The sequence below is a fragment of the Microvirga thermotolerans genome (genome assembly GCF_009363855.1).
GTDB lineage: Bacteria > Pseudomonadota > Alphaproteobacteria > Rhizobiales > Beijerinckiaceae > Microvirga > Microvirga thermotolerans.
In genome coordinates this window covers 1,156,389-1,183,289 of record NZ_CP045423.1, presented here as the reverse complement: position 1 = coordinate 1,183,289, position 26,901 = coordinate 1,156,389, and the positions used below count along the sequence as shown (strand labels likewise).

22 protein-coding genes are annotated in these 26,901 nt (G+C 69.7%); 14 read left to right on the top strand and 8 right to left on the bottom strand.

Going from position 1 to position 26,901, the window contains the following annotated elements; all coding sequences use genetic code 11:
- The first annotated feature begins 19 nt into the window (after positions 1–19).
- Entirely contained in the window at positions 20–1,204 is a 1,185-nt protein-coding gene (locus tag GDR74_RS05480) for a DUF3095 domain-containing protein (RefSeq protein ID WP_152585358.1), read from the top strand.
- Between the two features lie 44 nt (positions 1,205–1,248).
- Here GDR74_RS05480 and GDR74_RS05475 read toward each other — a convergent pair whose 3' ends face one another.
- From GDR74_RS05475 to GDR74_RS05465, 3 genes are all read right to left on the bottom strand, one after another.
- Complete coding sequence (locus GDR74_RS05475; RefSeq protein ID WP_152585357.1) at positions 1,249–2,214, bottom strand: bifunctional riboflavin kinase/FAD synthetase; 966 nt, start codon at positions 2,212–2,214, stop codon at positions 1,249–1,251.
- Positions 2,215–2,344: 130 nt separating this feature from the next.
- Positions 2,345–3,226: a TIGR01459 family HAD-type hydrolase gene (locus tag GDR74_RS05470; RefSeq protein ID WP_152585356.1), complete on the bottom strand. Its 882-nt coding sequence runs from the start codon at positions 3,224–3,226 to the stop codon at positions 2,345–2,347.
- A gap of 148 nt (positions 3,227–3,374) precedes the next feature.
- Entirely contained in the window at positions 3,375–4,745 is a 1,371-nt protein-coding gene (locus GDR74_RS05465; protein ID WP_194164627.1) for an EAL domain-containing protein, read from the bottom strand.
- 160 nt (positions 4,746–4,905) lie between these two features.
- On the opposite strand from GDR74_RS05465, the gene GDR74_RS05460 reads away from it, so the two are divergent.
- The 7 genes from GDR74_RS05460 (at position 4,906) to GDR74_RS05430 (ending at position 11,935) form a co-directional block, all read left to right on the top strand.
- Positions 4,906–5,127, top strand: a complete 222-nt coding sequence (locus tag GDR74_RS05460; RefSeq protein ID WP_152585354.1) for a heavy-metal-associated domain-containing protein — start codon at positions 4,906–4,908, stop codon at positions 5,125–5,127.
- A 100-nt stretch (positions 5,128–5,227) separates the two neighbouring features.
- Positions 5,228–6,577 carry an omega-aminotransferase AptA gene (gene aptA, locus GDR74_RS05455; RefSeq protein WP_152585353.1) on the top strand — a complete coding sequence of 450 codons (1,350 nt, stop codon included), beginning with the start codon at positions 5,228–5,230 and terminating at the stop codon, positions 6,575–6,577.
- 379 nt (positions 6,578–6,956) lie between these two features.
- Positions 6,957–8,441: a histidine--tRNA ligase gene (hisS, locus tag GDR74_RS05450; protein ID WP_152585352.1), complete on the top strand. Its 1,485-nt coding sequence runs from the start codon at positions 6,957–6,959 to the stop codon at positions 8,439–8,441.
- A 77-nt stretch (positions 8,442–8,518) separates the two neighbouring features.
- Entirely contained in the window at positions 8,519–9,034 is a 516-nt protein-coding gene (locus GDR74_RS05445; RefSeq protein ID WP_152585351.1) for a hypothetical protein, read from the top strand.
- Positions 9,035–9,284: 250 nt separating this feature from the next.
- Positions 9,285–10,382, top strand: a complete 1,098-nt coding sequence (locus tag GDR74_RS05440; RefSeq protein WP_152585350.1) for an ATP phosphoribosyltransferase regulatory subunit — start codon at positions 9,285–9,287, stop codon at positions 10,380–10,382.
- Complete coding sequence (hisG, locus tag GDR74_RS05435; protein ID WP_152585349.1) at positions 10,379–11,353, top strand: ATP phosphoribosyltransferase; 975 nt, start codon at positions 10,379–10,381, stop codon at positions 11,351–11,353. Before GDR74_RS05440 ends, hisG begins: the two co-directional genes overlap by 4 nt.
- Positions 11,354–11,443: 90 nt before the next feature.
- The gene (locus GDR74_RS05430) at positions 11,444–11,935 is read left to right on the top strand and encodes an META domain-containing protein (RefSeq protein WP_152585348.1); all 492 of its coding nucleotides are present in this window, start codon (positions 11,444–11,446) and stop codon (positions 11,933–11,935) included.
- Between the two features lie 274 nt (positions 11,936–12,209).
- Here GDR74_RS05430 and GDR74_RS05425 read toward each other — a convergent pair whose 3' ends face one another.
- Positions 12,210–14,303, bottom strand: a complete 2,094-nt coding sequence (locus GDR74_RS05425; protein WP_152585347.1) for an ABC transporter ATP-binding protein/permease — start codon at positions 14,301–14,303, stop codon at positions 12,210–12,212.
- 273 nt (positions 14,304–14,576) lie between these two features.
- On the opposite strand from GDR74_RS05425, the gene GDR74_RS05420 reads away from it, so the two are divergent.
- The 4 genes from GDR74_RS05420 to GDR74_RS05405 all read left to right on the top strand — a co-directional run bounded on the left by GDR74_RS05420 (position 14,577) and on the right by GDR74_RS05405 (position 18,364).
- Positions 14,577–15,671, top strand: a complete 1,095-nt coding sequence (locus tag GDR74_RS05420) for a methionine ABC transporter ATP-binding protein (protein ID WP_152585346.1) — start codon at positions 14,577–14,579, stop codon at positions 15,669–15,671.
- Positions 15,661–16,326, top strand: coding sequence for a methionine ABC transporter permease (locus GDR74_RS05415; protein WP_152585345.1), 666 nt, complete (start codon positions 15,661–15,663; stop codon positions 16,324–16,326). Before GDR74_RS05420 ends, GDR74_RS05415 begins: the two co-directional genes overlap by 11 nt.
- Positions 16,327–16,357: 31 nt before the next feature.
- Positions 16,358–17,146, top strand: a complete 789-nt coding sequence (locus GDR74_RS05410; protein WP_152585344.1) for a MetQ/NlpA family ABC transporter substrate-binding protein — start codon at positions 16,358–16,360, stop codon at positions 17,144–17,146.
- 189 nt (positions 17,147–17,335) lie between these two features.
- A complete protein-coding gene (locus GDR74_RS05405; RefSeq protein WP_152585343.1) occupies positions 17,336–18,364 on the top strand; it encodes an ABC transporter substrate-binding protein in 1,029 nt (342 codons plus the stop codon).
- 46 nt (positions 18,365–18,410) lie between these two features.
- On the opposite strand, the gene GDR74_RS05400 is transcribed toward GDR74_RS05405, so the two are convergent.
- On the bottom strand, positions 18,411–19,490 hold the full coding sequence (locus GDR74_RS05400; RefSeq protein ID WP_152585342.1) for a flavodoxin family protein: 1,080 nt from the start codon (positions 19,488–19,490) through the stop codon (positions 18,411–18,413).
- Positions 19,491–19,576: 86 nt separating this feature from the next.
- On the bottom strand, positions 19,577–21,265 hold the full coding sequence (locus tag GDR74_RS05395; RefSeq protein WP_152585341.1) for an adenylate/guanylate cyclase domain-containing protein: 1,689 nt from the start codon (positions 21,263–21,265) through the stop codon (positions 19,577–19,579).
- A gap of 197 nt (positions 21,266–21,462) precedes the next feature.
- On the opposite strand from GDR74_RS05395, the gene GDR74_RS05390 reads away from it, so the two are divergent.
- Positions 21,463–22,878 (top strand): alpha,alpha-trehalose-phosphate synthase (UDP-forming), encoded by a 1,416-nt coding sequence (locus GDR74_RS05390; protein ID WP_152585340.1) that lies wholly within the window; start codon positions 21,463–21,465, stop codon positions 22,876–22,878.
- Between the two features lie 291 nt (positions 22,879–23,169).
- Complete coding sequence (gene cls / locus GDR74_RS05385; RefSeq protein ID WP_152585339.1) at positions 23,170–24,606, top strand: cardiolipin synthase; 1,437 nt, start codon at positions 23,170–23,172, stop codon at positions 24,604–24,606.
- 148 nt (positions 24,607–24,754) lie between these two features.
- Here cls and groL read toward each other — a convergent pair whose 3' ends face one another.
- Both groL and groES read right to left on the bottom strand, forming a co-directional pair.
- Entirely contained in the window at positions 24,755–26,389 is a 1,635-nt protein-coding gene (gene groL / locus GDR74_RS05380; RefSeq protein ID WP_152585338.1) for a chaperonin GroEL, read from the bottom strand.
- A gap of 53 nt (positions 26,390–26,442) precedes the next feature.
- Positions 26,443–26,733, bottom strand: coding sequence for a co-chaperone GroES (gene groES, locus GDR74_RS05375; protein WP_152585337.1), 291 nt, complete (start codon positions 26,731–26,733; stop codon positions 26,443–26,445).
- Between the last annotated feature and the right edge of the window lie 168 nt (positions 26,734–26,901).

The window sequence follows — 26,901 nt, the reverse complement described above, 5'->3', positions numbered from 1 at the left end:
TCCGTCCCGGGAGGAGCCCATGGGAACGCAGCCCCTGCAGGAGGGCCCGCAGCGGCCCCGGCCCGCCGGAACCTCCGGCTTCTACGGCGGGCTGCCGGTCTTCGACCGGTTCTCGCGGCTGACCGACCCGTCCATCTACACGCCCCTGCCGGAGGACTGGGTGCTCGGCCTCGCCGACATCGTCCGGTCCACCGCCGCCATCGCGGACGGGCGCTACAAAGAGGTGAACACGGCGGCCGCCGCCGTGATCGCCGCCGTCGCCAACGCGATGCCCGGGGAGGATTTTCCCTTCGTGTTCGGCGGGGACGGGGCGAGCTTCGCCCTGCCGCCCGACAAGCGGGCCCTCGCCCAGGGCTCCCTCTCCGCCGTGTCCGCCTGGGTGCGGGATGCCTTCGGCCTCGAGCTGCGGATCGCCCTGGCCCCGGTCTCGGCGGTGCGGGAGGCGGGGCACGACGTACGCGTCGCCCGCTTCGCCGCCTCGCCGGACGTGGCCTACGCCATGTTCGACGGCGGCGGCATGGCCTATGCGGAGCGCCGGATGAAGGCGGGCGATTTCGCCCTGCCCCCGGCGGAGGAGGGCATCCATCCCGACCTGACGGGCCTGTCCTGCCGGTTCGACCAGATCCCGGCCCAGCACGGGGTCATCCTGTCCCTGATCGTGGTTCCGGGCGAGAGGGCGGATCCGGCCGCCTTCGCCGGCCTCGTGGACCGCATCCTCGCCGTCGCGGAAGACAGGGGCGAAGCGAAGCGGCCCCTTCCCGAGGGCGGCCCGTCCCTTTCCTCCCCGTTCGGCGGCTTCGGCCTGGAAGCGAAGGCCCTCGGCGGGCGGCGGCCCGGGCTTTCGACGACTCTCGCCCTGGCGGCGCAGCGGCTCGTCGCCTTCGCGGTCTTCCGCCTGAACCTGAAGGCGGGAGGGTTCGACACCGCCCGCTACCGGCGCCAGCTCGTGGAGAACACGGATTTCCGCAAGTTCGACGACGGGCTGCGCATGACCCTCGACTGCACCTCCGCCCTCGCCGACCGGCTGGAGGCGGCGCTCGCGAGCGCCGCCCGCGACGGCATCGCCCGCTACGGCCTGCACCGGCAGGAGGCCGCGCTGATGACGTGCTTCGTCCCTTCCATCACCCGCAGCGACCATATCCACTTCGTGGACGGCGCCATGGGCGGCTATGCCATGGCAGCGCAGGCTTTGAAGGCATCGTAATTCGTCGTCGCTTCGAGGCTGGATCCTGTCATTCGGGACAGCTCTTACCCGATCATCGACTGGGTGGCGTCGGCCGCCAGCATCCGCCGGGCTTCCTCGGCGTCCCGGTCCATGCGGGCGACCAGGGCCTCGACGCTGTCGAAGCGCTCCTCGCCGCGAATCCACCCGACGAACTCGACATCGAGGTCCTTGTCGTAGAGGTCCCCCTCGAAGCCGAACAGGTGCGTCTCGAGGAGCGGCGCCCCGTTGTCGAAAGTGGGACGGCGGCCGAAGCTCGCGACCCCGTCCACCGGCTCCCCGCCGGGCAGCGCGGCGCGGACGGCATAGATCCCGTAGCGGAGCCGGCAATCGTCCGGCAGGCGCATGTTGGCCGTGGGATAGTTGAGGAGGCGCCCCCGCTTGTCTCCGTGGCGCACCTCGCCGCGCACGAACCAGCGGTAGCCGAGCAGCGCATTCGCCTGCGCGACGTCGCCGCGTTCGAGGGCGGTGCGGATCGCGCTGGAGGAGACGGGCTCGGTGCCGGACAGGACGGCCTCGGCGATCCGGCAGCCCAGCCCGCGGGCGGCGCAGAGCCGGGTCATCAGGGCGGGGGTCCCCTCGCGCCCCCGGCCGAAGTGGAAATCGTGGCCGATCACCACGCCGGCGAGCTTCAGGTCGTGGGCCAGGAGGTCCACGAAGCCCTCCGCGCTCAGGGCGGCGAGCCGCCCGTCGAAACGCCGGACGAAGGCGCCGTCGAGGCCGAGGCGCTGGAGGACGGCGAGCTTCACCGGCTCGGGCGTGATGCGGAACAGGGGCTCCTCCGGCCGGAAGAAGGTGCGCGGATGGGGCTCGAAGGTCACCACCGCCGCCGGGCGCCTCGCCTCCATGGCCAGACGGATCAGGTGCCGGTGGCCGCGATGGACCCCATCGAAATTGCCGATGGCGGCGACGGCGCCGGCAAGGGCCTCCGGCACGGCGTCGCCGTCGCGGCACACCGTGAAGGGACGGGGGGAAATGGGGTCGTGGCGCATGGGTCCTGGAATGGGGCCGGGAATGGGCCTGGGATGGACTGGAGCGGCGGCGACCCTGTCGAAAAGCTTGGCGGGGGTCAAGGGAGAGGTTGGGCCGTCCCTCGATCCGGGGCGGATCCGAGAGGTCCGGTCACGCCGCCCAGGAGAGGGCGTCGGTGATCGCCTTCGGCTTCACGGGCTGGAGGTCGACCCAGTCCTGCACGTGCTGGGAGATGAGCGGGCCGCGATGGGCGCCGAGTTCCTCCGCATGGATGCCGCGCGCCACGAGGAGGGAGTCGATGCCGAAGCCCGCCGCGCCCGCGATGTCCGTGCGGATGGCGTCGCCGATGGCGAGCACCCGCTCCTTCCGGACCGGCTCCCCCCTGAGCTCGGACCCGACGGCGACGGCGCGCTCGTAGATGGGCGCATGGGGCTTGCCCGCATAGAAGACGCGGCCGCCCATCTCCTCGTAGGCGAGCGCGATGGTGCCTGCGCAGGGGATGATCGCGCGCCCCCGCTCCACGACGAGGTCGGGATTGGCGCAGACCATCGGAAGATCGCGCGCCCGCATCGCCTCGAGCCGCTCCCGGTAGTCCTCCACCGTCTCGCGCTCGTCGTTGTCGAAGCCCGAGCAGACCACGTAGTCCGCCTCCTCGATGGGGCCGAAGCGGACCTCGAGGCCGTGATAGATCGGCATGTCCCGGGGCGGTCCGATGTGGTGCACGACCTGGTCGATGCGCGCCTCGATGGCGAGCCGGGTCAGGTCGCCGGAGGTGACGATGGCGTCGTAGGCCCGGCGCGGGACGCCGAACCCGTCGAGCTGCGTGCCGACCGCCGAGCCCGGCCGCGGCGCATTGGAGACGAGCACCACCCGCCCGCCCCCCTCGCGGAAGCGGACGAGCGCCTCGCTGGCGGGGGCGTAGGCCTTCACGCCGTTGTGGAGGACACCCCATACGTCGCAGAGGATCAGGTCGTAGCGGCCGGCGATGGGCTGCAGCCCATCGACAAGGGCGGGACGGTGCGAAGCGGTCATCGGATCTCACTGCTTGGGGAGCCGGTCCGTCGCGTCGGGCCCGAACCGCTCCCTGCGGGTCGCGTTGCGGCGCGGGCCCGAGCAGGCCGTTCGGCCCGTCCGCACCGCGCATCCTGCTGCCGGGCGGTAGGCCCTCGGGGCGGGGAAGTCAACCGGCGCGGCGCAGGGCGGATGCGGGCCCGCTCCCCTGCCCGCCAGACGCCCCCGCGACCTCCGCCAGAACCTCCGCGCGGACCGCGCGGGGCGCGGCAAAGACGAAGCCCTGGGCGAGCGGCACGCCGAGTTCCGCCAGGGCAGGCACCGCCTCCTCGCGCTCGACCCGCTCGGCCACGAGGCGAATGCCCGATCGGCGCAAGTGCGCCGCGAGATCGCGCACATCCGGGCCGCGGCTCCCGTCCGCATCCGACGCGGCGAGGATCGTCTCGGCCGGGATCTTCACGAAGCGGACCCCCTGCTCGGCCAGCGTCCTCACGTCGAGGTGCAGGTCCCGCACGCCGTCGACGGAGAGCGGGATGCCCAATCCGCCGAGGGCGAATACCGCATCGCGGCCTTCCGGATCGAGGGCGCGCCAGCAGGCCTGCGGCCATTCCAGCACGATCCGGCCGGCGACCTCCGGCGCCGTCTCGAGCCGGCGCAGGACCGCATTCAGGAAACCGGGCTCGCCCAGGGACCGGGGCGAGAGGTTGACCGCGACGGAAGCCTCGCTCCTCCGGGCCGCCAGGTGGCGGGCCACCGCGATGGCCCGGTCGAGCATCGCCCCGTCGAAGGACCGCGCATGGCCCGCGCGCTCCAGCGCCGGCAGGAACTCGGCCGGGCCGATCAGGGTGCCGTCCGCCAGGCGCAGCCGCGCCAGCGCCTCGTAGAGGCAGACCTTGCGCCGGGGCAGAGCCACGACCGGCTGGAGATGCAGCTCGACCCCGCCCGTCTCGAAAGCCCGGATCGCCTGCCGCTCGCGGCTCTCCTGTCCGCTCCCGGGCGGCAGGGGCAGGAGGCAGGGCTCCGGCTCGGCAGCCTCCTGCGCAGGGGAGGCCGCCGGGGCACGCGTCTCCGGCCCGACCCGCAGGGCGGGCGCGGCGCCGGCCGGATCGGGGCCGGCAGGCCTGAGGGTGCTCTTGAGATCGGCCACGTCCCGGTTCTGGGCGGCCACGTTGCGGGCAAGCTCGCGGACGACGCCTCCGAGGAGCCCCATGGTCCCCGTCACCTCGGCCACGGCCGAGCGCAGTACGGGCGAACCGCCGGGTCCGGGGCTCTGCCGCTCGAGGCGCGCGACCCGGGCGGCCAGGGCCGCCAGCTCGGAGGCGGCCCGGCGCAGCTCCTGCGACGATCCGTCCACCCGCAGCCCGATGGCCGCCATCACGATCAGGGCCGCCGCATTCAGGAAAAGGACGAGCGGCAGCAGGCTCTCCGCCGCGATGGCTCCCGCGACAGCGCCCGCGGACGCCACGATCCCGATGCCGAGAACGAACCATTTCGTCCCCCGGCCTTTGAAAAGGTCAGGCCTTTTGGCCGTCTCGACCATGGGTGCCCCCGCTCCCGTGGTAAAAGGCGAATCATTGTTGCAACGATGTTGTCCGACCCGGCCCCGGTCCGCAAGCGCCGCCGGCGCGAAAGAAGGGACTGCCACGGCTCCGGAGCCCGGGCCGAGGGCGCGGCAGGAAGGGCAGGAAAGGAAGGCGATCATGGACGAACCCCGCAAGGATCTTCTCATGAAGGTCGAGGGCATGACCTGCCAGGGATGCGTGGATGCCGTCACCAGGGCCATCCGGCGCCTCGATCCGGGCGCCGAGGTGAAGGTCGACCTGGAGCACGGGCGCGTCCGGGTATCGACGAAGGCGGGAAGCCTGGAGGTGGCGAAGGCCCTCGACGACGCGGGCTACGAGGCCGAGGCGATGACCGGCTGAGACCTTACGCCGCCTGTGGACGTCGGAGCGGCAAACTCCCTTTTGCGGGCGGCCGAGACGGCTGATAGGCTTCTCCCGAATCCATGTTCCGGGGAATGTCATGAACGCTCATCCGTCCAAGGTCGCCAAAGACCTGTCCGCACCGAACGACCTCGAAGCCTGGTGGCTGCCCTTCACCGCCAACCGCGCCTTCAAGCAGAAGCCCCGCATGGTGGCCCGCGCCAAGGGGATGTACTACTACACCCCCGACGGGCGCGAGGTGATCGACGGCGCCGCAGGCCTGTGGTGCTGCAACGCGGGGCACAACCGGGACGAGATCACCGCCGCCATCCAGGCGCAGGCCGCCGAGCTCGACTATTCCCCCGCCTTCCAGTTCGGCCATGCGGGCGGCTTCGCCCTCGCCTCCCGCATCGCCCAGCTCGCGCCGGGCGATCTCGACCACGTCTTCTTCTGCAACTCGGGCTCGGAGGCGGTGGACACGGCGCTGAAGATCGCGCTGGCCTACTGGAACGTCCAGGGCCAGGGCAGCCGCACCCGCCTCATCGGCCGCGAACGCGGCTATCACGGGGTCGGCTTCGGCGGCATCTCGGTGGGCGGCATCGTGAAGAACCGTCAGTTCTTCGGCACGCTCCTCGCGGGCGTCGACCACCTGCCGCACACCTACAACCGCGCCGAGCAGGCCTTCTCCCGCGGCGAGCCGGAATGGGGCGCGCATCTCGCAGACGAGCTGGAGCGCATCGTCGCCCTGCACGACGCCTCCACCATCGCCGCCGTGATCGTCGAGCCCATGGCCGGCTCCACGGGCGTGCTGCCGCCACCCAAGGGCTACCTCCAGCGCCTGCGCCAGATCTGCGACAAGTACGGCATCCTGCTAATCTTCGACGAGGTCATCTCCGGCTTCGGCCGCCTCGGCACCACCTTCGCGGCGGAGCGCTACGGGGTGGTGCCGGACATGATCACCTTCGCCAAGGGCGTGAACTCCGGCACCGTGCCCATGGGCGGCGTGCTGGTGCGCAAGAGCATCCACGACGCCTTCATGAAGGGGCCCGACCACGTCATCGAGCTGTTCCACGGCTACACCTATTCGGGCCACCCGCTCGCCTGCGCGGCCGGCCTGGCGGCGCAGGACATCTACCGCGACGAGAAGCTCTTCGAGCGGGCGAAGACCCTCGAGCCGGTCTGGGCGGACGCCATCCACGGGCTCAAGGGCCTGCCGAACGTGCTCGACATCCGCACCATCGGGCTCGTGGGCGCCATCGACCTCGCCTCCCGCCCCGATGCGGTGGGCGCCCGCGCCTACGAGGCGATGGACCGCGGCTTCCAGGAGGAGGGCCTGATGATCCGCGTCACCGGCGACACCATCGCCCTCTCCCCGCCGCTCATCGTCACCGAGGACCAGATCGGCGAGATCGCCGACAAGCTCGCCCGGATCATCAGGAAGGTGGCTTGACCGCTCCTTCCTGCGTTTCTCGGATGTTCCCGAGATCTGCGGGAGAGGGAGCCACACGCCCGCCCTTCCACCCTCTGTCGCCACGGCCGGACTTGATCCGGTCATCCCCTCCCCGCTTGCGGGGAGGGGATGGGTGGGGGTGGCAGCGCCACGATTGCAAAACGAGGCGCCCACACCCCCCTCTCCCCCGTAACGGGGGAGAGGGTGCCGCTGCGCTGCCTGTGCCCTCGGCGATCCATGGAGGACGAGAGCAGGGACCAGACAGCGACTGACTTGACGACGGGGTACGATGGAAGCGCGACGCGCCAACCCTTGCCCCTCCCGCCGTCGCGGGTTAGGACGCGCCATCCTCTTTGCAAAGAAACGGCTGCCCTACCCCATGTCCAAGGCCGACAAACTCAAGGCCCGCGCGCCGCGCGGCTTCGCCGACCGCGGCCCCGCCGAACTCGCGGCGACGGAGCGCATGCTCGCCGCCATCCGCGAAACCTATGAGCTCTACGGCTTCGAGGGCGTGGAAACGCCGTTCGTCGAGTACACGGACGCCCTCGGCAAGTTCCTGCCCGACCAGGACCGCCCGAACGAGGGCGTGTTCTCCTTCCAGGACGACGACGAGCAGTGGCTCTCGCTCCGCTACGACCTGACCGCGCCGCTCGCCCGCTACGTGGCCGAGAACTTCGACGCACTGCCGAAGCCCTATCGCAGTTATCGCGTGGGCTGGGTGTTCCGCAACGAGAAGCCCGGCCCGGGCCGCTTCCGCCAGTTCATGCAGTTCGACGCCGACACGGTGGGCGCCGCCTCCGTGGCCGCCGACGCGGAGATCTGCATGATGGCCGCCGACACCCTGGAGAAGGTCGGCATCGGGCGCGGCGACTGCGTGATCAGGGTCAACAACCGCAAGGTGCTCGACGGCGTGCTCGAGGCCATCGGCCTCGGCGGCGAGGACAAGGCGGCCCAGCGGCTGACCGTGCTGCGCGCCATCGACAAGCTCGACCGCCTGGGCCCCGAGGGCGTGCGCCTGCTCCTGGGCGAAGGCCGCAGGGACGAGAGCGGCGACTTCACCAAGGGCGCGGGCCTTGAACCGGACGCCATCGCGCGGGTGCTCGCCTTCACCGCCGCGAAGGGCGGGAGCAATGCCGGCACCGTCGACAATCTTCGCGCGGTCGTCGGCTCCTCGTCGCGCGGCGCGGAGGGCGTGAACGAGCTCGCCGAGATCGCCGCCCTCGTCGCGGCCTCCGGCTACGAGGACCGCATCGTCGTCGACCCATCCGTCGTGCGCGGCCTCGAATACTACACCGGCCCCGTCTACGAGGCCGAGCTGACCTTCCAGGTCCAGGACGAGGACGGGCGCCCCGTGCGCTTCGGCTCGGTGGGCGGCGGCGGGCGCTACGACGGGCTCGTCGGGCGCTTCCGCTCCGAGCCGGTGCCCGCGACCGGATTCTCCATCGGCGTGTCGCGCCTCTTCTCCGCCCTGAAGGCCGTGAACAGCCCCATCGTCTCCGGCGCCGAGAAGCCCGGTCCGGTGGTGGTGCTGGTCATGGACCGGGACCAGGTCGCCGCCTACCAGCGCATGGTCTCGACTCTGCGGCAGGCGGGTATCCGGGCCGAGCTCTATCTCGGCTCCTCCGGCATGAAGGCGCAGATGAAATACGCCGACCGGCGCCAGAGCCCCTGCGTGGTGATCCAGGGCTCCAACGAGCGCGAGCGCGGCGAGGTCGAGATCAAGGACCTGATCGAAGGCGCCAAGGCGGCGCAGGCCATCGCCTCCAACGCGGAATGGAAGGCCGCCCGCCCCGCCCAGTTCTCGGTGCCCGAGGCGAGGCTCGTGGAGGCGGTGCGCGAGGTCCTGGAGCGGCATTTCGGATGATGTCCCCGCCGCTCCGGCGGGAACTCCCGTGCCGCCTGCCGGGTTGTGTCCTCAAGCTTGACCATCAGGAGGACACAATGGCGAAAGCCAAAGCGAAGAAGAGTTCGTCGGACAAGGCCAAGGGGAAGGGCAAGAAGGATTCGGGCGCGAAGCTGTCGAAGGCGCTGGGCAAGTTCCCTCCCCTCAGGGACCTGCTGAACTCGGACCTTGGGCGCGAGCTTCTGGCCGATGCGCTGATCGCCGCCGCCGGCGCGGCCGCCGCGGCACTCACGAAGAACCGCACCGCGCAGAAGGCCGGCGCGGCCGCAGCCGACAAGGGAGGCCAGGCCGCCGCCGCGACCCGGGATGCCGTGCAGACCGCCGCCGGCGCGGTCGCCGGTGTCGTGACCGAGACCGCCCGCCAGTTCCTGCCCGCCTCGCTCCTGGGCGAAGAGAGCGATGACGCGGCGACCACGACCCGCGCGGTCGCCGCGAAGGAGCCGAAGCCGCGCTACGCCCACCGCACCAGCGACCACAGCAAGCGCAAGACCACCCGCAAGGTCGCCAAGGCGGACAAGGCCGAGGACACCGGCGAGGGCGGCAAGTCGTCCTGAAGACCGCGGCCCCTTCTCCGGCTCCGTAGGGATCGGCCCGCTCTGCGGCCCGTCCCCGCACGGTTCCCGTTCACTCTTCCCGTCGAAAAGGGTCGCGTTCCCGGTCAAGCGTTGCTAAAGCATCGGACCCGAGCGTGGGATCCACATTCGGGTCCGATGCTCTCTCCTTGGAAAGCGCATCGCCGAAGGCGGACCCGAAGGTCCGCACGATGCGCCGGAGAGCAGGCGACCGAGGGGTTTGAGCGAGCCAGTGACGGAGACGGATGCCATTCTTGCGCTGATCGCGCTCTTCGAGCGCGAGGGCTATGCGCGTGTCGAGCCGCCGGTGCTGCAGCCGGCCGACGTGTTCGTCGACCTTTCGGGCGAGGACATCCGGCGGCGCATGTTCGTGACCCAGGACGCGTCCGGCGCCGAGCTGTGCCTGCGCCCGGAATACACCATCCCCGTCTGCCTCCGGCACCTCGGCACCCATGGGGCCGAGCCCGCCGGCTACAGCTACGGCGGGCCGGTCTTCCGCATGCGGCCCGGCGAGACGGGGGAATTCCTCCAGGCGGGCCTCGAATCCATCGGGCGCCGCGACATCGCGGCGACCGACGCCGAGATCCTCGGCCTCGCCCTCGAAGGGCTCGAGCGGATCGGCCTCGCCGACGGGCGCGTCCGCCTCGGCGACATGGGCCTCCTCAACGCCCTCGTCGAGGCCCTGGGCCTCTCCCCCGCGGCCCGTCGGCGCGTGATCCGCGCCATCGTCTCGGGGCGTGGCCTTGAGGCCCTGAGCGAGCCCGATGCGCAGGCCCAGGCGGAGCATGCCGGCCTCCTCGCCGCCATCGAGGGACAGGCTCCCCAGGCCGCCAAGGCCTTCGTGGAGGACATCCTCTCCATCGCCGGAATCGCGAGGGTCGGCGGGCGCAGCGCGGGGGAGATCGCCGAGCGCTTCCTGGCCCGGGCGGCGAATCGCGGCGGGCTCGGCGACGAGGCCCGGGCGGTGCTCGAGCGCTACCTGGCCATCTCCGGCGATCCCGACCAGGCGGCGGAGGCGGTGCGCCTCCTCGCGAAGGAGGCCGGCCTCGACCTGTCGCAGGCCCTCGACCTCTTCGAGGAGCGCACGGGCTTCATGGCCGCACGGGGGCTCGACGTGAGCGCCTTCTCCTTCTCCGCCACCTTCGCCCGCAACCTCGACTACTATACGGGCTTCATCTTCGAGGTGCAGGATCCCCGCCGCACCGACGGCAAGCCCGTGGTGGGCGGCGGGCGCTACGACCGGCTGCTGGAGCATCTCGGCGCCCGCGAGCCGATTCCGGCCGTCGGCTGCTCCTTCTGGCTCGACCGCATCGCAGGAAGCGCCCGATGACCGAATCCTCCCTCATCATCGCCGTCCCCTCCAAGGGGCGGCTGCAGGAGAACGCCGCCGCCTTCTTCGCGCGGGCGGGGCTGGTCTTCACCCAGTCCCGGGGCGCCCGCGACTATCGCGGGACGCTCGCGGGCGTGCCCAACGTGGAGGTCGCCTTCCTCTCGGCCTCCGAGATCGTCACCCGGCTCGCCACCGGCGCCGCCCATCTCGGCATCACGGGCGAGGACCTGATCCGCGAGCAGATCTCCGATGCCGACGCGGCGGTGGAAATCCTCACGCCCCTGGGCTTCGGGAACGCCAACGTGGTGGTGGCCGTGCCGCAGGCCTGGATCGACGTGCGGACCATGGCCGACCTCGACGAGGTGGCGGCCGACATCCGCGCCCGCCACGGCTACAAGATGCGGGTGGCCACGAAATACGTGAACCTCACCCGCCGGTTCTTCGCGGAGAAGGGCATCGCCGACTACCGGATCGTCGAGAGCCTCGGCGCGACCGAGGGCGCGCCCGGGGCCGGCTCCGCCGAGCTGATCGTCGACATCACCACCACCGGCGCGACCCTTGCGGCCAACGCCCTGAAGGTCCTGGACGACGGCGTGATCCTGCGCTCGGAGGCCAATCTCGTCGCCTCGGTCAGGGCGCCCTGGAGCCCCGCCGCCCGGGAGGCCGCGTCGGCGGTGCTGGCGCGGATCGCCGCGGAGGAGGAGGCCCGCACCAGCCGGGAGATCAGGGCCGCCCTCGACCCGGACCGCGCCTCCGGGCTCGCCGGAATCCTCGAGGATTTCGGCGCCACCCTCCCCTTCGGCGAGCCGGAGGGCCGGGAGACCGTGATCCACTGCAAGGCCTCCCGGGTCTTCGAGATCGTCGCGGGGCTGCAGAACCTCGGCGCCCGCAACGTCACCGTCCGCGCCTTCGACTACCTGTTCCGCCCGACCAACGCCCTCACCGAGCGGCTCCTGCGGCGGCTCGGCTGAGCCGCCTCCCCTTTCCGCCATGGGCAACGGGACAACGAAACAATGGGCGTTGCCTCTGCGGCAAAGGCCCCTTATGGTCCCGGCATCTCGATGAATGAGGTCCTCATGAACGCGCTTCGCCTTGCGGCGCTCCTGGCCGCCCTGGCCGTGGTGCCCGCCGCCCATGCCCAGACATCGACAGTCTACGGCCGTCCCGCCGGCCCCACCCGCACGGTCGACAACAAGGTCCCGCAGCCCGGCCAGCAGGACAAGATCTTTCCGCTCGGCTCCGTCTGGACGGCGGTCAGCCTGAACGGCAAGCCCTTCACGGGCGACCGCCCCAGCTTCACCCTGGACGACCAGCTCCGCGCGCGCGGCTTCGGCGGATGCAACAACTATTCGGCGACGGCCTATCCCCTGCGCGAGCAGCGCCTCGCCGTCGGCCCCTTCGCGCTCACCAAGAAGAGCTGCGACAAGGCGACCATGGCCGCCGAGCAGGCCTTCCTCGTCGCCCTGCGCACCGCCGCCCACTGGGACATCGTCGGCCCGATCCTGACCATCAAGACCCAGAGCGGCGAGCTGAAGTTCGAGCGGGCGCTCTGAACCCGCCGCCCCAGGTCAGGCCAACGGCCGGCCCTCGGGCCGGCCTTTTTCGTGCGCGCTTCCCTTGAAGAGCGCCGCATGCGGTCATCATCGCAGTCATCTTGGGACAGCGCCCTGTCATCCCGGATCGCCGCCAGGCAAGTCCGGGACCATAAGCGCCGAGCTTTACGAACAAGGCACAACGGCAGCCGCCGTGCCCTCCTCTGCGCCGTCAGCGGTTATAGGTTCCGGGCGCGCCTGCGGCGCCCCGGAACGACCGTGGAAGCGGAGCGCCTCATTCCGCCGGCTGCGGCTCGCGCAGGTCCACCGGGGCGTAGAGGCCGTCGTCCTGCCGGCGCATGTCGATGCGCCGGTCGTGGAAGGCCGCCAGCGTCGAGCGGTGGCCGATGGAGACGATGGTGGTCTCCGGCAGCTTGGCCTTCAGCATGGCGTAGATCTCGGCCTCGGTCGGCTCGTCGAGGGCCGCGGTCGCCTCGTCGAGGAAGAGCCAGTCGGGACGGGCGAGAAGGGCGCGGGCGATGGCGAGGCGCTGCTGCTCGCCGAGGGAGAGGGTCTGCGCCCAGGCGCGCTCCTCGTCGAGCCGGTCCGCCAGGGCCGGGAGCCTGGCGGCGCGCAGCGCCTCGCGGATGACGGCGTCGTCATAGACCCCCTGCATGCCGGGATAGGTGACCGCCGCGCGCAGGGTGCCCATGGGAATGTAGGGCCGCTGCGGCAGGAGCATCATGCTCTGCCCCGCGGGAATCCGGATCTGCCCCTCCCCGAAGGGCCAGATGCCCGAGATGGCGCGGAACAGGGTGGACTTGCCGGAGCCGGACGGCCCGGTGAGCAGCGTGGTCTCTCCCTGGCGGAAGGCGATGCCGTCGGCCCGCATGAGCGCCCGCCCGTCCGGCAGGGCCACCGTGAGGCCGGATACCTTCAGGTCCTGGTCGGGAGTCTCGACCAGCTCCACGTGCGTCTCGGCATCCCGCCGGCGCACGCTCTCGATGGACGCCTCGAAGGTGAGGAGACGGTCGACCACCGCCTTGTAGCTCGCGATGGTCGAGTAAGAGGTGATGAAGAAGTCCAGCGCCCCCTGCACGCTCGAGAACGCACCCACCGTCTGCTGCATCTGGCCGAGGCTGATCCGGTCGATGAAATAGTAGGGGGCGGTCAGGATGTAGGGGACCACCACGTTGGCCTGGAAGTAGCCGGCCTGGAAGATGGTGAGGTTCATCACCCGGCGCACGATGCGCATGAAGTTGTCGACGATCATGCCGAAGCGCCGGCCGAGCGCCTCCTTCTCGGCCTCCTCGCCGTTCAGGAGCGCGACCTGCTCCGTGTACTCGCGAAGGCGCGCCAGGGAGAAGCGGTAGTCGGCCTCCACCCGCTCCTGCCGGAAGTAGAGGCCGATGAGCGGCCGGCCGATCACGTGGGTGAGCCAGGTGCCCATCATCGCGTAGAGAATCGCGACCCACACCAGGAGGCCGGGGACGGGAATGTCGGTGCCCGGCAGGGTGAAGTCCCGCGACAGGGCCCAGAGGATGGCGATGAAGGAGACCAGGGTGGCCGACTGGTTCAGGAGGCCGATGGAGAGCGTGTAGGTCTGGTCCACGTAGTTGCGCAGATCGTCGGCGATGCGCTGGTCGGGGTTGTCCGCCTCCCGCCCCACGAGCTGCATGCGGTAATGGGTCCCGTCCCCCAGCCATTCGCGCACGTAGAGGCCGTTGAGGAACGCGCGCCAGCGGATGCGCAGGACGTACTGGGAGACGATCTCGACCAGCGCCACGGAGATGTAGACCGCGGCGAGCGGCACGAAGATCCACAGCAGCTGGTACCAGAAGGCCGGACCGTCCTTGGCCTGGAGGGCGTTGAACATGTCGCGGCTGAAGAAGTTGAACCGCACGCTCAGCGCCACCTGACCCAGGTTGATGAGGATGAGGAAGGCGAGGAGCGAGGTGCCGATGGCGCCTTCCGTCGCCCGGACGGTGCCGAGCAGCGGGATGCGGATCTCGCTCGCGGCGCGCGAATCGAAGTAGCGGTCGGCGATGCCCATGATCCTCTGGATGACGGGGATGCGCGACACGCCGAAGATCACGAAGGCGAAGATGGTGGCGCCGACCGGCATGGAGGGCGGGGGCACGTAGCCGTCGAGGTCGCCGGCGATGAGACCGAAGGCATCTGCCACGAGGAGCGCGGCGAGGAGCGTCTCCACGAAAGCCAGCACGGCCATGAAGACCCTGAGGAACTTCGGCATGCTGCGGCCGAGGTAGAGGGCGGCGGCCAGTCCGATCAGGGAGAGCGGAAGAAGGACGGACAGGGGAGTTCCGCCCGACATGAGTGCAAACAGGGCAAGACCGAGGAGTCCCGCCGCGAGGCTGGCCTTCACCATTACTAGATCCTCTCACCGATGCGCCACGGCTGTCGCGCCGGGCCGTCCAGGCGATCCGACGAACCCGTGGCAAAGATATGGACGCAATTCTGCTTTGTTGCGACTGAATTTTTCGTAATGCGGAGAGGGTGTTATCCTGCCGCGACACCGGAGGGAGGCAGCCATGCGCCCCGTTCGGCCGTTCTATGCAACAGATATTTCGCTTTAAAGAACGAAAAGATTGACATAGAGAACGAGCTGCGGCATTGCTGCGCCGCAGAAAGCGGTGGTCCCATGAACGTGCCCCTCGGACATTTCGGCGATTCCACGTTGCAGCGCCTGATCCCGGCCGAACCCATCGTGCGGCTCGAAGCCGTGTCCAAGGTCTATCCCGGCCGCCACGGCGCCCCCGTTGCGGCTTTGGAGGGGATCGACCTTGCGGTGCCGAAAGGCTCCGTCCTCGGCGTCATCGGGCGCTCGGGAGCGGGCAAGTCGACCCTGATCCGGCTCGTGAACGGCCTGGAGAAGCCGACCTCCGGCCGCGTGATCGTGGACGGGGCGGAGATCTCCGCCCTGCCGGAGAGCGCGCTTCGCCACGCGCGCCGCTCCATCGGCATGATCTTCCAGCACTTCAACCTGCTCTCCTCCCGCACGGCGGCCGAGAACGTGGCCCTGCCCCTCGAGGTGGCCGGCTACGACCGGGCCGCGATCCCCGCCCGCGTGGACGAGCTCCTCGCCCTCGTCGGTCTTTCCGACAAGCGCAACCGCTACCCCTCCGAGCTGTCCGGCGGGCAGAAGCAGCGCGTCGGCATCGCCCGCGCGCTCGCGACGAACCCGAAGGTGCTGCTTTCGGACGAGGCGACCTCCGCCCTCGACCCCGAGACGACGCGCTCGATCCTCGACCTCCTGTCCCGCATCAACGCCGAGCTCGGCCTGACCATCCTGCTGATCACCCACGAGATGGCGGTGATCCGCTCCATTGCCAAGGAGGTGGCGGTGATCGACGGCGGGCGCATCGTCGAGCGGGGGGACGTGTTCGACGTCTTCACCAGGCCCCGCCATGCGGTGACGCGCTCCTTCCTCGCCGACGAGACCGGCCGCTCCCTGCCTCCCTACGTGGCGGACCGCCTGCGGCCCGAGGCCACGCCCGGCAGCCAGGCCGTGGTGCGGATCGGCTTCCGCGGCCCCCATGCGACGGACCCGGTGCTCGCGCGCCTCGCACGGGACCTCAACATCGAGACGAACATCCTCGCCGGCTCGGTGGACGAGATCGCGGGGCGGCCCTGCGGCACCCTCGTGGTCGGCGTGCCGGAGGCGTCGCTCGAGAAGACCCTCGCCTTCCTGACCCATTACGGACTCGACACGGAGGTTCTCGGCCATGTCGCCTGAGATGATCCGCCTGCTCGCCGGCGCGACCGGCGAGACCCTCCTGATGGTCGCGATCTCCGCCGGCCTCGGGACGCTCTTCGGCCTTCCGCTCGGCGTGTTCCTCGCCACCAGCGGGCGGGGCGAGCTCTTCGCGGCCCCCTGGGCGAACCGGGCGCTCGGCGTCGTCGTCAACGCGACGCGCTCCACGCCCTTCATCATCCTGGTGGTGGCGATCATTCCCTTCACCCGCCTCATTGCGGGCACCTCCATCGGCACCAATGCCGCCATCGTGCCGCTCACGGTCGCGGCCACGCCCTTCATCGCCCGCCTCATCGAGGGCGCGATCCGCGAGGTGGACCAGGGGCTGATCGAGGCCGCCCGCGCCTTCGGCGCCACGCCGCTGCAGATCGTGCTCAAGGTGCTCATTCCGGAGGCGATGCCCGGCATCGTGCTCGGCCTTACCCTCGCGGTCGTGTCGCTCATCGGCTACTCGGCCATGGTCGGCGCGGTCGGCGGCGGGGGCCTCGGCGACCTCGGCATCCGCTACGGCTACCAGCGCTTCATGCCCGAGATGATGCTGGCGGTGGTCGTGGTGCTGATCGTCCTGGTGCAGGCCCTCCAGAGTCTCGGCGACCTGCTCGCCCGCCGCCTCAACAAGCGCATCCGCCACGCGTGATTTCTCCCGTCGAACAGGAAAGACGACCGACATGTCTCTCAAGCATCTGGGCCTCGCCGCCCTCCTCTCCCTCGCAAGCCTGCCCGCCCTGGCGCAGCAGACGCAGACCGTCCGCGTCGGCGTGACGCCCGGCCCGCACGCGCAGATCCTCGAAGCCGTGAAGCCCATCGCCGCGAAGAAGGGCCTCGACATCAAGATCGTCGAGTTCTCCGACTACGTGGTGCCGAACGCGGCCCTCGCCTCCGGCGAGCTCGAAGCGAACTCGTTCCAGCACCAGCCCTACCTGGACAACCAGAAGGCCGACCGCGGCTACAAGATCGAGACCGTGGCGCAGACCGTGAACTTCCCGATCGGGATCTACTCGAAGAAGCACAAGGCCTTCGACGCGCTCCCCGCCGGCGCGACCGTCGCCATCCCCAACGATCCCACCAACGGCGGCCGCGCGCTCCTGCTGCTGCAGGACAAGGGGCTCCTGAAGCTGAAGGACGGCGTGGGCTTCAAGCCGACGATCCTCGACATCACCGAGAACGCCAAGAAGCTGAAATTCGTCGAGATCGACGCCGCCCAGGCGCCGCGCGTGCTCGACGACGTGGACGCCGCCGTCATCAACACCAACTACGCCACGCAGGCCGGCCTCGATCCGGTGAAGGACGCCCTCACCCGCGAGAACCCGAAGGGGCCCTACGTCAACATCATCGCCGTGCGCACCGAGGACAAGGACAAGCCGTGGGTGAAGACCCTGGTCGAGTCCTACCGCACGCCCGAAGTGAAGAAGTTCGTCGAGGAGACGTTCAAGGGCGCGGTCCTCACGAGCTGGTAAGCAGGGTTTCCATTCCTCCCGCGACTTGGCCGGGCCCCGCGCCCGGCCTTTTTTCGTGCCTGTCCAGGTTGATGCGTTCCGCAGGATGCGTCCTGTCGCGGCCCGCGCTTGACAATGGGACGGCCCGCTTCCTTCATCCTCCTGCTGAGATAAGCCGGCTTACGATTCCGGCTCACGGGAGGAAACCTCATGCGTCTTTCGATTCTCGGGCTCTCACTGGCCGGGACCGTCTGCATCGCGCCCCTGGCCGCTCAGGCGCAGGCGCCGCTCACCGTCTACTGCTCGATCCTCGAGGAGCAGTGCCGCGTCGGCGTCGCCGCCTTCGAGAAGGCGACCGGCGCGAAGGTGACGATGGTCCGCAAGAGCACCGGCGAGACGCTCGCGCAGATCCGGGCGGAGGCTTCCAACCCGCGCGCGGACGTCTGGTGGGGCGGGCCTGGCGACTCGCACATCCAGGCGGCCGAGGAGGGCCTGACCGCCGCCTACAAGTCTCCCATGCTGCCGCAGCTCCACGACTGGGCGGTTCGCTTCGCCGAGCAGGCGGGCTACCGCTCCACGGGCACCTATCTCGGCGCCCTCGGCATCGGCTACAACACCAAGGTGCTGGCAAGCCGCAACCTGCCCGAGCCCAAGTGCTGGGCGGACCTCCTCGATCCGAAATACCGCGACGAGGTGCAGGTGTCGGATCCGAACTCCTCCGGTACGGCCTATGTCTTCCTGGCGACGCTCGTGCAGCTGATGGGCGAGGACAAGGCCTTCGACTACATGAAGGCCCTGCACAGGAACATCAACCAGTACACCAAGTCCGGCGCCGCCCCGGTGAAGGCGGTGGCGCTCGGCGAGACCGCCATCGGCATCGCCTTCATGCACGACATGGTGACGATGATCGCCGACGGCGCGCCGGTGAAGACCGTCGCTCCCTGCGAGGGCACGGGCTACGAGACCGGCTCGGTCTCCATCGTGAAGGGCGGCAAGAACCCGGAGATGGCGCAGAAGTTCGTGGACTGGGCGCTCTCCGCCGAAGCCCAGAAGCTCGTGGGCGCGGACCTCAAGATCTATTCCATCCCCTCCAACAAGGGCGCGCCCGTCTCGCCCGATGCGCCGAAGCTCGGCGAGATGAAGCTCATCACCTACGACACGGCGAAGTACGGCTCGGTCGCCGAGCGCACGCGCCTGCTCAGGAAGTGGGACGCGGAGGTGAAGTCGGCGGCCAAATAGGGACCGGCTTCGCGAGACGAACGGAAAGGCGCCGCGGCGCCTCTCCTCATTTCTGCCGGGGCTCCTTCAGCTGCCGTCCCGCCGAAAGGAGGCGCCCTTCCCTCTTGGCGGCGACGCCTTCGAGCAGCGCATAGGCCGCGTTGCGCACTTCCGCCTGTATGTCCAGGTCCCGGTCGAGGGCTTCGTGGCTCGTGGCATAGGGCTCCCAGTAGCCGATGTAGCGGTCGATTTCCGCGGGTGCGCCGGCGGGGATGAGATCCATGTCGGAGAGCCAGTCGGCCAGAAGGCGGCGCAGGTTCTCGGCCCCGGCCGCATCGCCGTGCACGACCACCGAGAACAGCCGTCCCGACAGGTGCTTGGGATAGTCCCAGCCCTCAAGCTCGACTTCCTTCGCCCGCCTGGCATCCTTCCCTCCGGTGCGCGTGGGATCGGGGTTCCCGCCGTCGGCGCAGACGAGCCGGTCCATCATCAGCTTCAGCGGCGACGTCGCCTGATACCAGTTCACCGGCGTGACGATCATGATCCCGTGCGCCTCGACCCATTTCGGATAGATCTCGTTCATCCAATCCTGCGTCTGCCCCATGGCGTAGTTGGGATAGCAGGAACAGGGCCAGTGGCAGAGGGCCGCCGCCGTGGAGAAGCACGCCTTGCAGGGATGGATGCGGCGGCCGTACTCCGCCGCGAGCCTGCTCAATTCCAGCAGTTCCACCGCGACGTTCGGCGCGCCGGCGAAGACCTCCTGCGCGATGGCGGCGAGGCGATAGCTCTTCGACATCTCGCCGGGGCAGGTGTGCTCGCTGCGCGACGAGGCGCTGATCAGCAGGATCCGGGAGGGCGCTTCCGCGTCCTCATGCCGTCGCTGTGCCGCGAGGATGGCTTCCCGCGCGGCGATCCAGTCGACCGCAAGATCGAAGTCGGGATCCGCGAAGCCGGGACCCGCCTTTTGCGTGCGCGGACTCTTGCGGTACTTGCTGTAGGCATCCCAGGCGGCCGCGGCGACGCGGTCGAGCTCGGCGGCAAGCGGATCGAAGGCCGGATCCTGGAACTGGCTGAGGAAGCGCGCGCGGAACTCCTCCTCGCTCAAGGTGGGGTCCGGCGTTCCCTTGCGTGGTTCGGGTGCGGGCAAGGCGCCCTCCTCGGGTTCGTCGAAGGATCGGCCCTGGAACGTGGTCGTCTTTCCGTTTGTTCCGGAAGCGCACTCCCCAGCGCCTTTCAGGAATTCTCCGTCTCGGCGGCGAAAGCGCCTGCGTCGCGGACGATCCAGGCATCGATGGGCGCGGCCCGCCCCCGCACGGAGGCGGTCTGGCGCTCGTGTCCTTCGAGTGCGAGCCCGGCCCGCCGCGCAAGGTCCGCGGAGACGACGAGCGGCGCGTCGAGGTCCTTCGCCAGCCCTTCGAGGCGGCTCGCCGCGTTGATGGTGTCCCCGACCGCCGTCAGCCCCATCGCCTGCCCGTACCCCATCTCACCCACGATGGCGGGACCCGCATGTAACCCCATGGCCACCCGGAGCGGGCGGTCGAGCTCGCTTTCGTAGTGACGGTTGAGGCGCTCGACGCCCTCGAGAATCCGGAGCGCCGCCGTGAAGGCCTGCTTCGCCGCCCGTTCGGGCGGGCCCGTGAGGCCGAAGAGGGCGAGCGCCCCGTCGCCGATGAACTTGTCGAGATGGCCCCCTGCGCTCTCCACCGCATGGCCCACGACCTCGAAGTAGCGGTTGAGGAGGAAGACCGTGTCGAAGGGAAGGCGCGCCTCCGTGAACTGCGTGAACTCCCGCAGGTCGCAGAACAGCACCGCGATCTCCCGCTCCTGCCCGCGCGTGGTGACGCCTCGTCCGGCCCTGCCTCCCGTGCCGTGCTCCGCCGGAGACAGGACCGGCACCACGGAAAGATCCTGCACCGGGCGAAGCTGGCAGGCGAGGCGCACGTCCGGCGGCGCGCCGATGCGCCTGAGAGTGGCGAGTTCCTGCGGCGCGGGCGCAGGCTGCGCTTCGAGCCCGCGCACCACCCGGATCCGGCAGGTGGAGCATCGGCCGCGCCCGCCGCAGGCCGCCTGATGGGGGATGCCGCCCATGCGGCTCGCTTCGAGGACGCTGAAGCCCTGGGGAATCGAAACCACCCGCATCCCGGGATAGGCGATGCGCAGATGCCGTCTCCGGTCGCGGTAGCTCCGGACGCCGCGCGCGGCGAGGGTTCCGGCGATCGAGGCGGCGAAGGCGAGATAGAGGCCGGTGCGGAGGCTGCCGATGCGCTCGCCGCCGTCGGGACCCGGCAGAGGAGGAAAGCGCCCCGGATCGGCGGCGAGATCCGCGCCCGCCTCGACGAAGCCGAGCAGCGCGAGGACGGGCACCAGTACGGCCCCCGTATAGAGCAGAAGCCCGTAGCGCCTGAGCCCGCTCTTCGACCTCAGCCAGAAGGACACCCCGAGGCAGCCGTGGATCCACGCCACCAGGAGGGCGGCGGTCTGCCGGGCCGCATTCTCCGGCGCCACGATCCAAACGGTCCGCAGCACGTCCGGATATCCCACCGCGCGTCCCGTCACCAGAAGCTCCAGCCGCGTCCCGGAGACGTGGGGGATGAGGAGGAAGGGAAGCGACAGGCCGAGGAGGAGCTGTGCCGCCTCGCGCGCCGGCATCCGCAGGGTCCGGCGCCGGTAGAGCGCCACGAGGGCAAGGGCGTAGTGGAGCAGCAGCGACCCGTAGAGGAGGAGAAGGCCGAGAGGGTTGCGCCAGAACAGGTTGAAGATCCGGCGCCCCTCCTCCATGGCCGGAATCGATACGAGCCCGAGGGCGTGGTTGCCGAAATGGGTGACAAGGAACGCGAGCATCACGAACCCGGAGGCGAGGCGCAGCTCGCGCAGGCCGATGGGCCTGGGCTCGGCGACGGAAGGGATGCGCGACGGGCTCATTCCCTATCGATCACCCAAAACCTCGGAACGTTCCAGGGACCCGCGGCCGCCATCACGTCCTGTTGATGGAAATGCGCCCTCCGGGCATGAATCGGATTCTCGGCGCGCGAGGATGCCAGCGCGTCCGGACGCACTATGTAGGGGACACCCATTCCTGTCGGGCGCGGCCGCGCCCCTGAAACCAGTGGAGAGTGTTGTTGCCTCGGCTCGTCGTCGTTTCCAACCGCGTCGCCATTCCGGATCCGACCGGCAAGGGTTCGGCAGGCGGCCTCGCCGTCGCCCTGAAGGAGGCCTTCCAGGCCTATCGGGGCCTCTGGTTCGGATGGAGCGGACGGGTTTCGGCCCATCCCTCCCTCGAGCCGAAGCTGGTGGACAAGGGCAACGTGCACTACGCCCTCATGGATCTCACGCCCATCGACCGGCAGGAATACTATAACGGCTTCGCCAACCGCGCCCTGTGGCCCAACATGCACTACCGCCTGGGCCTGTCGGAGTTCTCCCGGGCCGATTACGCGGGCTATCTCCGGGTCAACCGCAGCTTCGCGAACGCCCTGGCGCGCATGACGCGGCCGGACGACCTGATCTGGGTGCACGACTACCACCTGATCCCGCTCGCGGCGGAGCTCAGGGCGCTGGGGCTGACGAACCGCATCGGCTACTTCCACCACATCCCCTGGCCCGCGCCGGAGGTCTTCGGAACCCTGCCGGGCAGCCGCGAGCTCCTGCGCTCCATCGCCGATTACGACCTCGTCGGCGTGCAGACCGACCGGGACGCGGACAACCTGCGCCGGGGCATCGTGCAGGAATTCGGCGCGACGCAGCAGGGGACCGACGTCGTCGTTCTCGACGGGCGCCGGACGCGGATCAAGGGCTTTCCCATCGGGATCGACGTCAAGGGCTTTCAGCAGGTCGCCCGGCGCAGCCCCGCCCACCGGGTCGTGGCGCAGACCGTCGCAAGCCTGGGCCCGCGCCGGCTCATCATCGGCGTCGACCGCCTCGACTACTCGAAGGGCATTCCCGAGCGCATGGAAGCCTTCGAGCGGTTCCTCATCAGCAACCCCGACCAGCGCGGGAACGTGACCTTCCTGCAGATCGCGCCCACGAGCCGCAGCGAGGTTCCGGAATACGCCTCCTTGAGCCGCACGGCGAGCGAGACCCTCGGGCGCATCAACGGGGCTCTCGGCGAGCCGGGCTGGGTGCCGATCCAATACGTCACGAGCGCCTATCCCCGCTCCGTCCTGGCGAGCCTCTACAAGATCGCCCGCGTGGGACTGGTGACGCCCATGCGCGACGGCATGAACCTGGTGGCCAAGGAATACGTCGCCGCCCAGGATCCGGAGGATCCCGGCGTGCTGATCCTCTCCAAGTTCGCCGGCGCGGCCCAGCAGCTCACCGATGCGTTCATCGTCAACCCCAACGACAAGTTCGAGGTGGCCGAGGCCATCCGCGACGCGCTCCACATGGATCGGGAGGAGCGCATCGCGCGCTGGAAGCGGATGATGAAGATCATCGAGGACTACGACGTGAGCTGGTGGGCGGATTCCTTCCTGAAAGAGCTCGGCGACCGCAAGGGCACAAACAAGGCGCGCCGCCGCGTGCCTCTGGAGAGATAGCCCGCTTCGCGCGAGGCGCCGCGGCACCGCGCCCGCGTGGCCCGCCGGCGCGCAGGAGCGGTTCGCGTGTCGGAACCGGCTGCGGACAGTCCGCGCGGGCGGCAGCGGGAAGGACAGGGCACAGTCTCAGGGAGGATCGGCCGGCGCCGCGATGGACGCACCGCTCCGCGGCTGGACAGCCTTCGGCGGTCCGCACAAGATGCGGCATGATCGATCCATCCCGCCGCTCCGCGCCTGCCGATCCGGGCACCGTCCCGGACCGGCGGAGCGCAACGCCAGGAGGCAACGCGCATGAGCCGGTTCGACGTCCTGTCCTGGACGACCCTCTATCTGGCCTCCGAGTGGATCATCCGGCTCGTCATGCTGATCGTGGTGCCGTTCCGGCGCTCGCCGGAAGCGGCGAAGGGATGGCTCCTCTTCGTGTTCTTCCTGCCGTGGCCGGCGCTCCTGCTCTACCATGTCATCGGACGCCCGAACTACCCGCGCTGGCGGCGCGAGCGCTTTGCGCGCCTGCCCAAGGCGTTCGCAGGCGTCACGGCGCGCATCGCCGCCGCGACGGAGCGGCAGGAGCCGGACCTGCCCGAGAACCTGCGGCAGGCCGCGGTCCTCATCCGGAATCTCGGCCGCTTCTCCAACGTCGACGGCAACGGCATCGAGCTTCTCTCGGACTATGACGGCTCCATCGGGCGGCTCGTGGAGGACATCGACGGGGCGGCGCGTCACGTGCATCTCCTGTTCTACATCTTCGCGGACGACCGCACCGGCTGGCGCGTGATCGACGCGCTGGCGCGGGCGGTCGAGCGCGGCGTGACCTGCCGGGTGCTGATCGACGCCCTCGGCTCGCGCGCCTGGGCGCCGCGCGTGACGGAGGCCCTGCGCAAGCGCGGCGTGGAGGTGCACCTCGTCCTGCCGGTCGGCCTGCTGCGGCGCAGATCCGCCCGCGCGGACCTGCGCAACCACCGCAAGATCGCCGTGATCGACGGCGTCGTCGGCTATGTGGGGTCGCAAAACATCGTCGACGCGGACTTCAAGCCCGGCATCACGAACCGGGAGCTCGTGGTGCGGGTGACGGGCCCCGTGGTTCTCGAACTGCAGGGCGTCTTCGCGGCGGACTGGTTTCTCGAGACGCAGGAGGCGCTCGATGCGCCGGACCTGTTCCCTGCGCCGATGCGCACCGGCAACGCCGTCGCGCAGGTCCTGCCGAGCGGGCCGGACTACCCGGAGGCCGGGATCGGGCTCCTCATCGAGGCGCTCGTCCACGGCGCGCGCCGGCGGGTCGTCGTCACGACGCCCTACTTCATTCCCAACGAGGCGCTGCTCCGCGCCATGGCCACCGCCGTCCTGCGGGGCGTGGAGGTGCATCTCGTGCTCTCGAAGCCGGTGGACCAGATCCTCGTCAGCCTCGCCCAGCGCTCCTACTACACGGAGCTCCTCGCCGCGGGCGTCAGGATCCATCTCTACAAGGACAGGCTGCTCCACGCGAAGCATCTGAGCATCGACCGCCGCATCTCGCTGATCGGCTCCAGCAACGTGGACATGCGCTCCTTCACGCTCAACTCCGAGGTCAGCCTGATCGTCTTCGACAGGACCGTGACCGCTGCCCTCCACGCGGAGCAGGAGGAGTACTTCGCCGCGAGCGAGGAACTGTCCCTCGAAACCTGGCGCGCCCGTCCGCTCGCCTCGAAGATCGTCGAGAACATCGCCCGGCTGGTGAGCCCGCTTCTGTGAAGCGAGGGTCTCTCAAGGGAGAAGCCCCGGAGTTTCCTCCGGGGCTTCTCCATTTCTGCGGTGTCGCAGGACCTGGAAGTCCGTGCCGCCCCTCGAGCCCGGCGGGCCGGACTCGAGCTCCTTGCGTGACGGGCGGCTTTCCGCGGACTTAGAAGTCCATGCCGCCCATGCCGCCGCCCGGCATCGCCGGAGCGGATTCCTTCTTCGGCAGCTCGGCGACCATGGCCTCGGTCGTGACGAGCAGGCCGGCCACCGAGGCGGCGTCCTGGAGAGCCGTGCGCACGACCTTCGCCGGATCGACGATACCGGCCTGGAGCATGTCGACGAACTCTTCCGTCTGGGCGTTGAAGCCGTAGGTGTCGGACTTGTTGTCGTTGATCTTGCCGATCACGATCGAGCCTTCCACGCCGGCATTCGCGGCGATCTGGCGGATGGGAGCCTCGAGGGCGCGCAGGACGATGTTGATGCCGGCCTTCACGTCGGCATTGTCGCTGGAGAGCTTCGCGACCGCGGCCTTGGCGCGCAGCAGAGCCGTGCCGCCGCCGGGGACGATGCCTTCCTCGACCGCCGCGCGGGTGGCGTTGAGGGCGTCGTCGACGCGGTCCTTCTTCTCCTTCACCTCGACCTCGGTCGCGCCGCCGACGCGGATCACCGCGACGCCGCCCGCGAGCTTGGCGAGGCGCTCCTGCAGCTTCTCACGGTCGTAGTCCGAGGTGGTCTCCTCGATCTGCGCCTTGATCTGCGCGACGCGGGCCTCGATGTCCTTCTTCGAGCCGGCGCCGTCGATGATCGTGGTGTTCTCCTTCTCGATGCGGACGCGCTTGGCGCGGCCCAGCATGTTGAGGGTCACGTTCTCGAGCTTGATGCCGAGGTCTTCGGAGATGGTCTGGCCGGCGGTGAGGATGGCGATGTCCTCGAGCATGGCCTTGCGGCGGTCGCCGAAGCCCGGCGCCTTGACGGCGGCGATCTTCAGGCCGCCGCGCAGCTTGTTGACCACGAGGGTGGCGAGCGCCTCGCCCTCCACGTCCTCGGCGATGATGAGCAGCGGCTTGCCGGTCTGCACCACCGCCTCGAGGATCGGCAGCATGGGCTGGAGCGAGGAGAGCTTCTTCTCATGGATGAGGATGTAGGGATCCTCGAGCTCCGCCACCATCTTCTCGGCGTTGGTGATGAAGTAGGGCGAGAGATAGCCGCGGTCGAACTGCATGCCCTCGACCACGTCGAGCTCGGTCTCGGCGGTCTTGGCCTCCTCGACGGTGATGACGCCCTCGTTGCCGACCTTCTGCATCGCGTTGGCGATCATCGTGCCGATGTCGGTGTCGCCGTTGGCGGAGATCGTGCCGACCTGGGCGACCTCGTCGGAGGACTTCACCTTCTTGGCGCGGGCCTTGATGTCCTTCACGGCCTCGGCGACGGCGAGATCGATGCCGCGCTTGAGGTCCATGGGGTTCATGCCGGCGGCCACGGCCTTGGCGCCCTCGCGGACGATCGCCTGGGCGAGCACCGTCGCCGTCGTGGTGCCGTCGCCGGCGATGTCGTTGGTCTTCGAGGCGACCTCGCGGACCATCTGGGCGCCCATGTTCTCGAACTTGTCGGCGAGCTCGATCTCCTTGGCGACGGTGACGCCGTCCTTGGTGATGCGCGGCGCGCCGAACGACTTCTCGATGACCACGTTGCGGCCCTTCGGGCCGAGGGTCACCTTCACCGCGTCGGCGAGGATGTCGACGCCGCGCAGCATCTTCTCGCGTGCGTCGGAGGAAAACTTAACGTCTTTGGCAGCCATGGGCTATGCCTCCAGTTGTCTTGGAAAACGGATGGAAAGGGCCGCGGCCGCGCTTACTTCGCGACGACGCCCATGATGTCGGATTCCTTCATGATGAGGAGATCCTCGCCGTCGATGCGCACTTCCGTGCCGGACCACTTGCCGAACAGCACGCGGTCGCCGGCCTTCACGTCCAGCGGAACGACCTTGCCGCTCTCGTCGCGGGCGCCGGGGCCGACGGCGATCACCTCGCCCTCCTGCGGCTTTTCCTTGGCGGTATCGGGGATGATGATGCCGCCCTTCGTCTTCTCCTCGCTCTCTACGCGGCGGACGACGACGCGGTCGTGCAACGGACGGAACTTCATGGAACTTCCTCTTCGACTGTTAGCGCAGCCCCCAATGGCCGCGTCCTGGTCTTTTTCAGCTGTTAGCACTGTCGGGCGACGAGTGCCAACACTGCTCGCGACATAAGGACGGGGCTGAGGGGAGTCAAGACGCTCCGAGGGATATCGTGAACGGCGGCCGGCCGCGGC

Bases quoted from the DNA above. Each gene is read 5' to 3' on its own strand.
- groES (WP_152585337.1), bottom strand. From the start codon at position 26,733: ATGAAGTTCCGTCCGTTGCACGACCGCGTCGTCGTCCGCCGCGTAGAG.
- GDR74_RS05420 (WP_152585346.1), top strand. From the start codon at position 14,577: ATGAACGTGCCCCTCGGACATTTCGGCGATTCCACGTTGCAGCGCCTG.
- GDR74_RS05445 (WP_152585351.1), top strand. From the start codon at position 8,519: ATGGCGAAAGCCAAAGCGAAGAAGAGTTCGTCGGACAAGGCCAAGGGG.
- GDR74_RS05475 (WP_152585357.1), bottom strand. From the start codon at position 2,214: ATGCGCCACGACCCCATTTCCCCCCGTCCCTTCACGGTGTGCCGCGAC.
- cls (WP_152585339.1), top strand. From the start codon at position 23,170: ATGAGCCGGTTCGACGTCCTGTCCTGGACGACCCTCTATCTGGCCTCC.
- GDR74_RS05460 (WP_152585354.1), top strand. From the start codon at position 4,906: ATGGACGAACCCCGCAAGGATCTTCTCATGAAGGTCGAGGGCATGACC.
- GDR74_RS05430 (WP_152585348.1), top strand. From the start codon at position 11,444: ATGAATGAGGTCCTCATGAACGCGCTTCGCCTTGCGGCGCTCCTGGCC.
- GDR74_RS05470 (WP_152585356.1), bottom strand. From the start codon at position 3,226: ATGACCGCTTCGCACCGTCCCGCCCTTGTCGATGGGCTGCAGCCCATC.
- hisS (WP_152585352.1), top strand. From the start codon at position 6,957: ATGTCCAAGGCCGACAAACTCAAGGCCCGCGCGCCGCGCGGCTTCGCC.
- groL (WP_152585338.1), bottom strand. From the start codon at position 26,389: ATGGCTGCCAAAGACGTTAAGTTTTCCTCCGACGCACGCGAGAAGATG.
- GDR74_RS05480 (WP_152585358.1), top strand. From the start codon at position 20: ATGGGAACGCAGCCCCTGCAGGAGGGCCCGCAGCGGCCCCGGCCCGCC.
- GDR74_RS05410 (WP_152585344.1), top strand. From the start codon at position 16,358: ATGTCTCTCAAGCATCTGGGCCTCGCCGCCCTCCTCTCCCTCGCAAGC.
- aptA (WP_152585353.1), top strand. From the start codon at position 5,228: ATGAACGCTCATCCGTCCAAGGTCGCCAAAGACCTGTCCGCACCGAAC.
- GDR74_RS05415 (WP_152585345.1), top strand. From the start codon at position 15,661: ATGTCGCCTGAGATGATCCGCCTGCTCGCCGGCGCGACCGGCGAGACC.
- GDR74_RS05405 (WP_152585343.1), top strand. From the start codon at position 17,336: ATGCGTCTTTCGATTCTCGGGCTCTCACTGGCCGGGACCGTCTGCATC.
- GDR74_RS05395 (WP_152585341.1), bottom strand. From the start codon at position 21,265: ATGAGCCCGTCGCGCATCCCTTCCGTCGCCGAGCCCAGGCCCATCGGC.
- GDR74_RS05425 (WP_152585347.1), bottom strand. From the start codon at position 14,303: ATGGTGAAGGCCAGCCTCGCGGCGGGACTCCTCGGTCTTGCCCTGTTT.
- GDR74_RS05465 (WP_194164627.1), bottom strand. From the start codon at position 4,745: ATGGTCGAGACGGCCAAAAGGCCTGACCTTTTCAAAGGCCGGGGGACG.
- hisG (WP_152585349.1), top strand. From the start codon at position 10,379: ATGACCGAATCCTCCCTCATCATCGCCGTCCCCTCCAAGGGGCGGCTG.